This is a genomic window from Vibrio sp. Vb2880, from assembly GCF_033337975.1.
GTDB classification, from domain to species: domain Bacteria; phylum Pseudomonadota; class Gammaproteobacteria; order Enterobacterales; family Vibrionaceae; genus Vibrio; species Vibrio alginolyticus.
In genome coordinates this window covers 1-12,503 of sequence record NZ_JAWORT010000005.1, presented here as the reverse complement: position 1 = coordinate 12,503, position 12,503 = coordinate 1, and the positions used below count along the sequence as shown (strand labels likewise).

Here is a 12,503-nt window from a genome sequence, read left to right as displayed (position 1 = left end):
GTTGAAAATTGTCATTTAGACACTACAATAGTCATATTGACACAATCGGTATTGGCTATGACTTCTTTAATCGCGCAATGGCTACACATCACGCAAGACCTTAACTCGGCCCTCACTCAACAGGCTCGCTTCGATACGTTGTTAACCACGATTCGAGACGTATTGAAGTGTGACTCTTCTGCCCTTCTTTTGTATGAAGACCAGCACTTTAAACCTTTAGCGATCAATGGATTGGCGAAAGAAGTGCTTGGACGCCGTTTCTCCATTGAGCAGCACCCAAGATTAGAAGCCATTGCCCGAGCAGGCGATATCGTGCGCTTTCCCTCTGACAGCGACTTACCTGATCCATACGATGGTTTGATCCCTAACCACGATGACAAACTGCATGTCCATTCCTGCATTGGTTTACCTCTGCTGATCGACGATCAACTGATTGGTGCCATTACGATTGACGCCTTCGACCCCAACCAATTTGATGGGCTACGCAACCAAGAGTTACGTTTTGTCAGCGCATTGGCAGCAGGTGGCTTGCACACTGCACTCCTACTAGAACAGCTAGAGACACAAGCGAGCCTGCCACGCGACTCTTACGCCGAGAAACGCACCTTAAGTAATGAAATCATTGGCAACTCTCAGGGCATGCAAAATCTTCAAGAGCAGATTGATGCAGTCGCCGATACGGAGTTGTCTGTATTGGTCATGGGAGAAACGGGCGTGGGTAAAGAGTTGGTTGCGAGCGCTATTCACCATCGCTCTAGCCGCTCGAACAATACTTTGGTTTACCTCAACTGTGCGGCGCTGCCAGAATCAGTCGCGGAAAGCGAGTTGTTCGGCCATATCAAAGGCGCATTCACAGGCGCGATCAGCAATCGTAAAGGTAAGTTCGAACAAGCCGACGGCGGCACACTGTTTTTGGATGAAGTCGGCGAACTGTCGTTAGAACTGCAAGCTAAGTTACTTCGAGCCCTACAATACGGCGACATTCAACGTGTGGGTGATGACCGCCATATTCGAGTCAACACACGCATTGTCGCCGCAACTAACCGTATATTGCATGAAGAAGTGACTGCTGGGCGCTTCCGAGCCGACTTATATCACCGCCTAAGCGTCTTCCCGCTTCATGTTCCACCTCTTCGTGAACGTGAAGACGATGTGGTGTTACTCGCAGGCTTTTTTGCCGAACGCTTAAGAAGCAAATTGGGATTGAACAGCATTCGTTTGTCCCCCACTTTAGTACAAGCACTCAAAGACTATTCATGGCCGGGCAACGTGCGAGAGCTAGAACATGTCATTAAACGTGCTGGTGTTTTGGCAAAAGCGCGTACCCACGCCATGGACATTGAGTTAGTTGAGCAAGATTTTGATATTCGAACGCCGAATCAGAACATCAAGAACGTTGAAAAAACGGAACAAAAATCTCGGCTTGAGCTACCAGAAGGCGGATTAAAGCCTGCCACAGACGCCTTCCAAAAAGCGATGATTGTTCGAGTTCTGGAAGAGAACCAAGGTAACTGGGCAGCAACGGCACGTCAGCTTGAATTAGATAACGGTAATTTACACCGCTTAGCAAAACGCCTAGGGATAAAATAGACACTAACGAATATCACCTAATATGGCATATTCATCGCCAAATAATGTGCCTGATGCCCAACCGCGCACTCAGCCCACCATAAGTAGTGGGCTGAGTGCTCAGATAGAATAGCCACCTAAGTTTGACGGTATTTTCTTCTAAATTTTATTGTCTTGAACCACCTCACAGATTTAATAACCCTTAACAATAAACACAATAATAGTTAAGGTATTTTTATGAGCTAGATCTAATAAAACTAAATATATAGTATTTATTTTAAGAATTTAAACTTTCAAAGTTCATCATAATAAATACAACCTCTATATATACACTTTACCTTCAAAAAACATCAAAATATAATCCCTTCGATAAAAAACACTTAAATGAATTTAACTGTATAAAAGTGAGGAGAATAAAATATGGGATATGGGGCGACAGTATATTCATTAGATACTGAAAAGGTTTTTAACGTACTAAAGAATGAGCGTAATCCAGAGCTAGAAAAAGCCATCATGGAAAGGTGTCAAGACTCCTTTAAGGCGATTAATGAAATGCTGGAAAGTAGTGGCGAAAGCATCCGAGCTGAAGAGCTTCTTATGCAAATGTTGTCTGAAGAGATAAAATACAGTCACTTGGGTTACGCCTATGCTTACTTGCTTGAAGCTATATGTAAGATAACTGGTTATTACTTATCCAATAACTCTTGGTATCCTTGCGATGTAAACGATTTCTGCGATATTCCATTCACTAATACCGATTATCCTATAAAATTCCCATTCCCTGACGATTTCCCTGTTGTTTTTATGATAAAAAATCAAGATATTCACCAAGATAACGTTGACTTCGGAGGCTTATCAGAGCAACAAATATCTGAAGTCAAGAGCTGGTACACTCATGCAGTCGTAAACAATCGTGACTTGGTATTATTTTATTATTAATAAATCATTCAATAGTTAAAATAACAATAGGATATTAATAAAACTCTAGCTTATATTAAGATAGAGTTTTATCTATTTAACTGAAATTTTTCTAATTTTAAAAACATTATATTTCACACCTAGTTTATAGACTCTGTGTATAGTGTGTTCAAAGGCAATGTGAACTCATAGGATCAAAATCAAGTTCTAATTTTTAGAAGAAAAACCGATCTGCTTGTGTCAAAATGCGCCATCCCAACCAAAAAGTCTTAATGTAATGAACTACCAAGCTGCTATTTTTGATATGGATGGTTTGCTCCTTGATACTGAGCGCGTCTGTATGCATATTTTCCAAGAAGCATGTGAAGCCCAGAACCTACCCTTCTATAAAGATGTTTATCTTTCAATCATTGGTCGCAATGCAGCGGGCATTGAAGTGATTTTTCGTAAAGCTTATGGGGATGATCTTGACCGCTTACACCAAGAGTGGCGCGACCGTTACGACGCTGTGGTTAAGCACCAAGCGATACCAGTAAAAGAAGGGGTGATTGAGCTGCTTGAGTGGTTGAAAAGCCAAGGGTTGCCAATTGCAGTCGCCACTTCTACAGCAAAAGAAGTGGCACAGAAGAAGTTGGAATTAGCGGGCCTAAGCAAGTATTTCGACAACTTAACGACAGGCTGTGAAGTGTCACACGGCAAACCTGAGCCAGAGATCTACCTGCTTGCAGCAAGTCGTCTAAGCGTAGATCCAACCAAATGTCTCGCCTTTGAAGATTCAAATAATGGCGTGCGTGCTGCTGTAGCAGCGAACATGATCACTTATCAAATTCCTGATTTGGTTGAGCCTTGCAACGAAATAAAACAATTAGGCCATACCGTCGCACCTTCACTGCATGATGTGTTGCACACGTTAAAGCAAACTCGCTAGGTCTACTTGTCGTCTGTTCTCTAGAAGCTCAGCAATTTAGCTGAGCTTCTTTCTTGAAACCTCTCCAATACCGTAAAACCAAACAATTCTGCCACCCGTTTAGAGAGATTATTTTCACCTTAACTCTGGCTAATCACGACTTTTGATTTAACTCACGCAATCGCATGAAATAAGGCATTTGAGTGATCAAATAGCGGAACTGACCAGTACAAGCTTGCAACAAAACGTCAATATACCGATTGAAGCACGTTTTTGGAGTGAAAATTGGCTGATAATGAGAACTATTGGATAAGATCAATCCAAGTCAGCCTAAAATACAAAATGGAGAGTGTTATATGTCTTTACGTTTATTAGCAACAACCTTCGCATTAGTAGGAATGAGCTTTGGTGCCCAAGCCAGTGCCGAGTGTGAAGTGTCATTAGATGCTAACGATATGATGCAGTTTTCTACTAAAACATTGAGCGTACCAGCCACTTGTAAAGAGGTAAAACTAACGCTGAATCACACAGGTAAGATGCCAGCGCAATCGATGGGTCACAACGTGGTCATCTCTGACACAGCCAACCTACAAGCAGTCGGTACTGATGGCATGGCAGCTGGAGCAGAAAATAACTACGTAAAACCAAATGATGATCGCGTCTACGCTCACACAAAAGTAATTGGTGGCGGTGAAAGCACCAGCATTACGTTCAGTACTGAGAAAATGAAAGCCGGCGGTGACTATTCATTCTTCTGTTCGTTCCCGGGTCACTGGGCAATCATGCAGGGTAAATTTGAGCTAAAATAAAAGATTCAGCCAAGCCAAAAGAAGACTCATTATAGGGAAGCCAAGGCTTCCCTTTTTGATAGATAAAATAGCAATTGAGAAAGGTCTAACACGTCTGGAAACGTGACCAAGAAACATAGCAAGTAAGAAACCCTTGCTCCACTGAGATTAAGTTCTTTTACGAAAACTCATGGGTAAAAATCGGATTTTTGTTTTGCCTTTCCGAAACACTACTAAATGATAAAAGTCATTCAATACCATGTAACTCTTTCCAGTTTCCTGGATGAACCACATAGCCGAACAGAGCATGCCCACCATAAACCAATTCAGTCCCTTCCGGTATCCACAGCATCTGACCTGGGTGCACAAAATGTGTTTCACCATTTGCGGTCAGCTCGAAACAGCCTTCAATCACGAAAATAACCTCATCATAAAGCACTGTCCAAGCCACTTTAGCGCCTTCCCATTTAGCAAAGCCTACGCCTATGTTTGGTGAAATTTCTGGGCTTAACGCCCTGGCAACATACGCCATTCCCGGCGTATCACCACGAACATTGAAATCTAGACTTTTACTATCAACAAGTTTGACTGGCTTCATAATTCACTCCGGCTTTGCCATTTTGCTAATTGGATACGCGTTTTTACTCCCAAACCTAAAAAAGGCTCTGGCGGATTCAAACAAGGCATTCCTGTCACTTGCTGTATGTCATCCAATGATTTAGATGTCGCACCAACGACATAGTCAGCTAACAGTGTTCCAGAAATGGTTCCCCACGCAGCACCAACACCATTGTCACAAGCGCTGGCATAAACACCTTCATCTAATTGACCGAAAAAGTTAGTAAAGTTACGAGAGATTGCATACACCCCACCCCATGTGTGAGTAAATGGTACGTCGGCCAGCTCGGGATAACGCGCCAGAAAGACCTGACGATGATCGTCGCGAATTTGTTCTCTGACTTTATCGTTCATGCTTAAGCCATATTTCGGCACGTGTTTGTAAGTATTGCGGATCAAAATACGTCGATCGGCGGTCATACGTAACGTCGTTCCCGCATGATCAGCTGGAGTTAACCCCCAATTCAGCTCACCTCCGTATCGTTGCATTTCTGCGTCGGTTAATGGACGCGTCCAGCTTGCAAACGTCATCACTGGAAGTAGTCTGTTTTTAAGATAACCAAACTCCCGAGTAAAAATACTGGTCCCAAGCAGCAGTTCAGGGGTTTCAACAGAGCCACTATCTCCATGTAATACCCAGCAACCGTTTTCTTTACTGAGCTTGCGGATTGGCGAGTTCTCTAACACCTCGACGTTCTCTGGAAGGCTTTCCCCTAGCCCACGCACCAAAGCAGCAGGTTGCATTAAATAACCACCTGGCGTGTAAATTGCGCGGCTGTAGTAGTTGGTTCCCAAGACTTTCGCCAGCTCACTGCCATTAACATGGAAGTATGGTTCGCCAAGGTCTTTCATTAGGTGCTCAAAGTGATCGAGATACGCTTCACCGCGCGCCCCTACGGCTCCTTGATATTTGCCCTTTGCTGACCACTGACAAGAAATACTGTGCTTCGACACTAAAGTGTTTAGCTGAGCAATCGCAGAACGGTTGAGCGACAATAACTTTTGTTTGTGCTCAGGGTCGGGATGCTCAAGTGAAAACTTATGAGGCAAATCGATAACAAAGCCCGAATTTCTTCCTGAAGCCCCTTGGCCGATACGTTGCGCATCAATCAGTATAATTCGTGCATTAGGCATAAGTTCAGCTAAACGTCTTGCCATAGCTAGGCCTGCGAAACCGGCACCTAACACGGCATAGTCAGCACTTTGTTTACCTTTTAACGCCGATTTTTCTGGAATACTTGGCAACGCATGGTACCAACCACACGTCACGTCATCATTGGGTAAATGAATCATCTTTTTTCTCCGCTACGCTGCTGACAGTTTCAATGACAATTGATCTAGCCAAGGGCCGCGTAATGACTGTACTTTTCTTCCTAGCAACGCAAAACCGAGCATTGCTCCTTCTGGTGAATAAAACGCAGCGGTCAATTCATCTGCTTGGGTCTCGATGTACCATTGTCCCTGTTCTTCAGCGGCTACCGGGAAAATCGTGAGTGGAAGAATCGGCGTTTTTACAATCACTGGAGTTGGTGTTAACGAGATAGGGGCGACATCGCCTAGCAAGCTTTTCGCTACAGAAGGGATCATTTGATTAATCGGTGCAATATAGGGCTGCCAACCTTGCTCAGTTTCAACACAGTCACCTAGCGAGTAAATATTCTCATCACTCGTCTGGCCGAATTGATTCACTTTAATGCCCCGGCCAACTTCAAGCCCCGCGCGCTCAGCCAGAGAAACATTTGGCTTGAGTCCAACCGCGCTCAGCACTAGATCTGCTTCAATCTGCTTGCCACTGTTCAGATGTAAAACCGCACTGGATTCGGACCTTGGCTCGATTCTGGCGATACTGTCTTGTAGAGCCCATTGCACGCCTCGTTCGGCAAGTGCGCTTTGTAATGATTCACCCAACTGTTGCGGGATCAAACGCTCCATTGGCCATTGACCCAACCCGATAACTGTCACTTCATAACCGCTTTCGATCAGGTCATTCGCGAACTCACAGCCAATTAAGCCATCACCTAGGATCGCGATGCGCTTTTTGTCTTGCAGCTCCGCTCTGAAACGGCGGTAATCAACTAAGTCGTTCACACTCATAACCCAAGAGCGATCGCCCTCAATTGGGATTTCAATCGGTGATGCACCTGTTGCCAGTACCAAGCGGCTGTAGGCGTATTTACCGATGGAGGTATGTAACGTTGAATTGGCACGATCGATCTGTTCAACACGGGTATGCGGGTAAACTCGGATATTGAGACGGCTTTCCCACTCCAACGCGCTCTCACTTTGTAGCGCGTCGCCGTCTTTGTTCATGACCAGTGCATTAGACAATGCTGGTTTGCTGTACAAAGCGCCATCATCAGCGGTAAAGATGGTGATAGCAACCGTCTCGGATTGTGCTCTAAGTGCCGCCGCCAACTGGTAACCACTGTGGCCACTACCTATGATAACGATAGGGTCATTTGAGAATACAGGTTGAGTAACTTCAGATGGAAGAGGCTGAGCCGTATTTGGCTGAACAGACGCTTCTACCGACACCGAAGACACCGCTGCAACCTCTTCTAGTGGCGCATCGTCGGTAATTTCGATCATTTCAAAATCGGCCTTACCCACTAAACAGTCAGGACATAACCAGTCATCCGGTACATCTTCCCATGCTGTTCCTGGTGCAATGCCATCGGATGGCCAACCTTGTGCTTCATCATAGATTAAGCCGCAAATAATACAGAGCCACTTTCTCATCACTTATACTCCAACTACCTTGTTCAGAATTTCCGTGTTTACAAACCGCTGTCAGATTTGTTGTGATTCCATCAACCTCGCCCTAGCTTGTGGTCTGAAATCCAAGCCGGTACGAGGTGATGAAAATACAGTTACACGGTAGCTATACGTTGCTGTCTTGCTGCAAACGAATGGCAATATTGCGTGTCTGGACGTAGCTATAAATCGCTTCTTGTCCTTTTTCTCGCCCAAACCCGGACAAGCCCACGCCACCAAATGGTGTTTCGATGCCACCAGCAAACCATTCATTGATGAACACTTGTCCACCACGCAGTTGCTGTGCCACACGCAATGTTTGGTTTAGGCTTTCACCAAAGACACCAGCGACTAGGCCAAAATCGGTGCCATTCGCGATTTCAACAGCCTCTTGATCGGTTTCAAACTGCGTAATTACCAGTACAGGACCAAACACTTCTTCTTGAGCAATACGCATATCTGGTGAGGCTTCAATCACCGTTGGTGCCACAAAGTAACCCGATAAATCAGGTGCGTAGCCACCCGTTAGGATATTCGCGCCGTCGGCTTTTGCTTGTTCTATCATTTCAAGCACGCGCGCTTGTTGATCAGCCGATACCAAGGGTGTGATGTCCGGCTGGCTTTCGCCTTGACCAATAGTTAGGCTTTTTGCCATTTCCACTACCGCCGCTTTTACTTCTTCATAACGCTCTTTTTGAATCAGCAAACGAGACATTGCCGAGCACACTTGACCAGCGTTAAAGAAAATACCGACCTGGACGCTTTTCAAAAGTGTTTCGAGGCTCGCATCTTTCAGCGCGATAGCAGCCGATTTACCACCCAGCTCCATCACCGATGGAGTAGCGCGTTGCGCTGAATCTTGCAGGATGCGTTGGCCAGTTGGAACAGAACCCGTAAAGACAATTTGATCGACCTCTTGGTGCTGCACCAAATGACTGCCAACGACTGAGCCTTTGCCACATAGCAAGTTAATCGTGCCTTTTGGGAAGCCCGCTTTTTCAATCGCTTTAATCAACAACGTCATAGCGAGTGGGGAAATCTCTGGCGATTTGATCACCACTGCGTTACCAGCAGCTAATGCAGGAGCTAATGAGCGTGCACAAATAGAAACTGGGAAATTCCACGGCACAATCTGCACTGACACACCAAACGGCACATATTGGGTGAAATCGACATAATCTTTACCCAACGGAATTGACGAGCCTTCCAGCTTGTCGGCCATGCCAGCGTAGTATTCGAAGTAACGTGCCGATTCTAAAAACTCATCTTTGGCATCTTGCAAAGATTTCCCATTTTCACGGCAGGCAACTAGCCCACCTTCATCAACCATTTCACGAATAGCCGCGGCGGCTTTTAACATCCACTCGGTTCTGACGGCTGGACGAACGTCCGAAAGAAGACCTTGCTTGACCACTCGACGTGCCGCTGCCATTGCGCGGTCGGCATCGATGATAGTGGCTTCTGCAATCGTCGCATACGCTTCGGCTGTGCCAGGGTTCATGACGGTCAGCGCTTGCTCTGAATCGCACCACTCACCATCAATATAATTAAGGTAATGCATCATCTTACTGCTCCAGTGCCGCTTTCACTTGCTTTGCCAACCAGGTTTGGAAGAAATGCGTCGGAACATCCATTTCTGGTGAGAACACACCACCACCAAAGCCAGGTGAGTAACGACCTTCCTGCATGCCCTCGACCGCTCCAATATCTTCGCCGAATACGACTCGCCATGACTCAACCGTAGCAGTACGGCACGCAGCGAACTCATCTTTCGTTGCTTCATCACCCACATAGAAAACACGTAGGTGCTCAACACTCTTGTTCGCAGTGATTGGTTCAATCATCATCGCAAAGGCATGATCGGCTTGAATACCAAGCAACACGTTTGGAAAGAGTGCAACGTATTCTGCATGACGCAGTTTATCTTCTGGCCAGCTTGGAAATTTAGGTAAGTGTGTTCCTGCAGTATCAGAGAGGTTGTATGCGAGACTACCTTGGCCAGCAAAACGCTCTGCAAACATGATGTTGTAGTGATCCTCTAGGCGAGAATAACTATTCAAACTCGGATGCACCCAAGGTAAGTGGTAAGCTTCACAGTAGTTTTCTACGGCAAGCTTCCAGTTACTTTTCACTTCTATCTCTAAGTTGCCACCCATGTTCACGCGGCGAAGAAGCCCTAATCCTTCTTCACCTAAGAATTGCTGCCAACGTTGCTCTAGCGGCGCGATATGGTCTTCAAAGCTTTCTGCATTGCCCGATAAGTTGACGAATACCATGTCCATCCAAATGGCTGAACGAAGTGGCTTAAGGCCGTGCTTTTCACACTTAAATCGATCATCTTTATGTTTTGCGATACCACCAATGTGTGGTGTGCCTTTTAGATTGCCGTCAAGATCGTACGTCCATGAATGGTAAGGACAGCGAATCATGCCTTGAACTTCGCCTGCCTCATGAACCAGCTTCATACCACGATGACTACATACGTTGTGGAAAACTTGGACTTCACCTTGGCGATTTCTCATCATGAGTAGTGGAAGATTCATGAAATCAAGTGGCATCACATAACCATTTTTAAGCAGGTCTGATGCAAAACCAATACATACCCAAGTGTTACCAAACACCTGATCACGCTCAAAAGTAAAATACTCTTCGCTGGTGTAGGCCTGATTCGGCATTCCTGTTGCTTCACTGATTGGGTTCAGTACATTATCAACAAGTTCAACAGGAATAATGGTTTGGTTGACATTGCTCATATTCTTATCTCCGAGAGTCGAGTTGCATCCAGTGCGTACAACATCGTGTTGTGTTAGTGGAGATGATTTTGATTAACAACCCGGCAACAAACAAACGACTTTTTCGCCGGGCTTGGATGAGTTTTTGTCATTCATGCATTGATCTCGAACAAAAAAATAACCTTTTAATTAACAATGATCTTCTTGTCATGATTAATACTCATTAACCGATGAGTATTAATCAGTTGAAACACAAAAGCCCTCTCTCTACTCTCTTTCAAAAATTAACAATAACGCAACAAACAATAACGCTAAAACAAACGCACTGTGAGGGATGCCTATGAGAGCAACATCTGGGATATTGAAAGGACTCAATCCGACTGTGACTATCGCATCAAAGATCGTCGTTATCGGTTTTGTACTTTTCTGCGCCATTCTCGCCAACCAAGCGGGCCAATACTTCGAAACGATTTCCGGCATTTTGCTGCAGAATATGAAGTGGTTTTACATCGGACTTGTTTCACTCGTTGTCGGTTTTCTTCTTTACCTTATGGTTAGTCGATATGGACATATTCGTTTGAGTAAAGATGACGAAAAACCAGAGTTTAGTTATTTGTCTTGGGTATCCATGCTTTTTTCCGGAGGCATGGGGATAGGCTTAATTTTCTGGTCGGTCGCCGAACCGATGTGGCATTACGCTGACAACCCATTTACTCAAGGCCTGACCAATGAAGCCGCAACAACATCAATGAAACTGACATTCTTTCACTGGGGTCTACATCCTTGGTCTGTCTTTATTATTGTTGCACTCGCATTAGCCTACTTTTCCTACCGTAAAGATCTGCCTTTTACCCTACGCTCTATCTTGTACCCTTTGATTGGCGATCGTATTTATGGGCCTATCGGGCACACGGTTGATATCCTAACCGTCGCGGTGACTGCTTTCGGTATCTCTCAAACCTTGGGGATGGGAGTTATCCAAATAAACTCTGGTTTGAATCAAGCCTTTGGCCTAGACATTAGTTTGGGGATTCAACTCTTTATTATCGTTTCCCTTTGTACTTGTGCGGTTGCGTCGGTGCTATCTGGTGTAGGGAAAGGTATTCGCCGTTTATCAGAATGGAACATGCTGCTTTCACTCGCACTCGTGCTGGTCGTACTTTATATTGGCCCAACTCGCTATATCTTAAATACGCTACTTGAAAGCACGGGGCTTTATGCACAAAACATTGTCGGTATGAGCTTATGGAGCGATGCACAGAATGACTCTGGCTGGCAAAACTGGTGGACGGCTTATTACTGGCCTTGGTGGATGACTTGGGCACCTTTCGTTGGCATGTTTGTAGCTCGTATCTCTAAAGGGCGCACAATACGTGAGCTTATCGGTGGTGCTCTCATCGTACCTACGCTGATCACGTTTTTATGGATTTCAGTATTTGGTGGCGCAGCGTTAAAGGTAGAGCAAGACGCTCGTGTTGCTCATCAAGAGCAAGTCACTGCGGCACAAGAAGCCAAACAAACACCACCTGCGGATTTTTCTGGCGGCCCGATTCTTGAAGCGACTAAAGCCGATACGACACGCGCTTTGTTTACGCTATTCGACAATCTAGATACAGGTATGTTTGGTAAACTACTTAGCGTACTTGCGTGTTTATTACTCGGTACTTATTTCATTACCTCCGCTGACTCGGGTACCTTGGTTCTATGTACCCTCGATGCCGCTGGACACAGTGAGCCTCCTACGTCTATACGCGTATTGTGGGGAATCATGATCGCTGCCATTGCGGGAGTGCTTCTATATGCAGGAGGGTTAAAAGCAATGCAAACGGCCTCCATTATTGCCGGTTTCCCTATCGCGATTTTTATCGCGGTGATGAGCTTAACGCTGTTCCATAGTATTCGACGCGAACCTAAGCCATGGGCAATGCTTCCTGAACATGTTCACCCAGAACAAGAGAAACTTGATGGTCCTGTTGAACCGCTTGTTGAAAGCAAAACTGTGGCTTCCGAGCCTATCGCTTCAAGATCCTCGCTGAAAGATGATTCCACACTCAATCAGGGACCAGTACTAAGTTAGTGCGTCGTTTCATCAATCAATTAAAAAAGCGGGAACTGATATTCCCGCTTTTTAACATGACCATGTGCCGTCCTAAATAAGGTTGACACTTTCCACCCCCAAAATTGGAGAGTGTTATGAAATCAACAACTAAAAGAACT

At 45.3% G+C, this 12,503-nt stretch carries 10 protein-coding genes and 1 pseudogene; 5 read left to right on the top strand and 6 right to left on the bottom strand.

Going from position 1 to position 12,503, the window contains the following annotated elements; all coding sequences use genetic code 11:
- Nucleotides 1-57 precede the first annotated feature (57 nt).
- From norR to azu, 4 genes are all read left to right on the top strand, one after another.
- Nucleotides 58-1,590, top strand: a complete 1,533-nt coding sequence (norR, locus tag R7M92_RS07075; RefSeq protein WP_258634038.1) for a nitric oxide reductase transcriptional regulator NorR — start codon at nucleotides 58-60, stop codon at nucleotides 1,588-1,590.
- 399 nt (nucleotides 1,591-1,989) lie between these two features.
- Nucleotides 1,990-2,508, top strand: a complete 519-nt coding sequence (locus R7M92_RS07070; RefSeq protein WP_054578641.1) for a hypothetical protein — start codon at nucleotides 1,990-1,992, stop codon at nucleotides 2,506-2,508.
- A gap of 256 nt (nucleotides 2,509-2,764) precedes the next feature.
- Complete coding sequence (locus R7M92_RS07065) at nucleotides 2,765-3,415, top strand: HAD family hydrolase (protein ID WP_054578640.1); 651 nt, start codon at nucleotides 2,765-2,767, stop codon at nucleotides 3,413-3,415.
- Nucleotides 3,416-3,750: 335 nt separating this feature from the next.
- The gene (gene azu / locus R7M92_RS07060; RefSeq protein WP_005375211.1) at nucleotides 3,751-4,203 is read left to right on the top strand and encodes an azurin; all 453 of its coding nucleotides are present in this window, start codon (nucleotides 3,751-3,753) and stop codon (nucleotides 4,201-4,203) included.
- Between the two features lie 226 nt (nucleotides 4,204-4,429).
- On the opposite strand, the gene R7M92_RS07055 is transcribed toward azu, so the two are convergent.
- The 6 genes and pseudogenes from R7M92_RS07055 to R7M92_RS07030 all read right to left on the bottom strand — a co-directional run bounded on the left by R7M92_RS07055 (nucleotide 4,430) and on the right by R7M92_RS07030 (nucleotide 10,307).
- Nucleotides 4,430-4,780 carry an ethanolamine utilization protein EutQ gene (locus tag R7M92_RS07055; RefSeq protein ID WP_017635301.1) on the bottom strand — a complete coding sequence of 117 codons (351 nt, stop codon included), beginning with the start codon at nucleotides 4,778-4,780 and terminating at the stop codon, nucleotides 4,430-4,432.
- Nucleotides 4,777-6,093 (bottom strand): FAD-binding oxidoreductase, encoded by a 1,317-nt coding sequence (locus R7M92_RS07050; RefSeq protein WP_318132998.1) that lies wholly within the window; start codon nucleotides 6,091-6,093, stop codon nucleotides 4,777-4,779. Before R7M92_RS07050 ends, R7M92_RS07055 begins: the two co-directional genes overlap by 4 nt.
- A 12-nt stretch (nucleotides 6,094-6,105) precedes the next feature.
- Nucleotides 6,106-7,389, bottom strand: a complete 1,284-nt coding sequence (locus tag R7M92_RS07045; RefSeq protein ID WP_318133120.1) for an NAD(P)/FAD-dependent oxidoreductase — start codon at nucleotides 7,387-7,389, stop codon at nucleotides 6,106-6,108.
- A pseudogene (locus tag R7M92_RS07040) lies at nucleotides 7,378-7,539 on the bottom strand (rubredoxin); the annotation flags it as partial. The gene R7M92_RS07045 and the pseudogene R7M92_RS07040, both read right to left, overlap by 12 nt.
- A gap of 142 nt (nucleotides 7,540-7,681) precedes the next feature.
- The gene (locus R7M92_RS07035; protein WP_318132996.1) at nucleotides 7,682-9,118 is read right to left on the bottom strand and encodes an aldehyde dehydrogenase family protein; all 1,437 of its coding nucleotides are present in this window, start codon (nucleotides 9,116-9,118) and stop codon (nucleotides 7,682-7,684) included.
- Nucleotide 9,119: 1 nt separating this feature from the next.
- On the bottom strand, nucleotides 9,120-10,307 hold the full coding sequence (locus R7M92_RS07030) for an aromatic ring-hydroxylating oxygenase subunit alpha (protein ID WP_213972879.1): 1,188 nt from the start codon (nucleotides 10,305-10,307) through the stop codon (nucleotides 9,120-9,122).
- A gap of 319 nt (nucleotides 10,308-10,626) precedes the next feature.
- Between R7M92_RS07030 and R7M92_RS07025 the strand changes: the two genes are divergently transcribed.
- Nucleotides 10,627-12,363 (top strand): BCCT family transporter, encoded by a 1,737-nt coding sequence (locus R7M92_RS07025; RefSeq protein ID WP_021035854.1) that lies wholly within the window; start codon nucleotides 10,627-10,629, stop codon nucleotides 12,361-12,363.
- The last annotated feature ends 140 nt before the right edge of the window (nucleotides 12,364-12,503 follow it).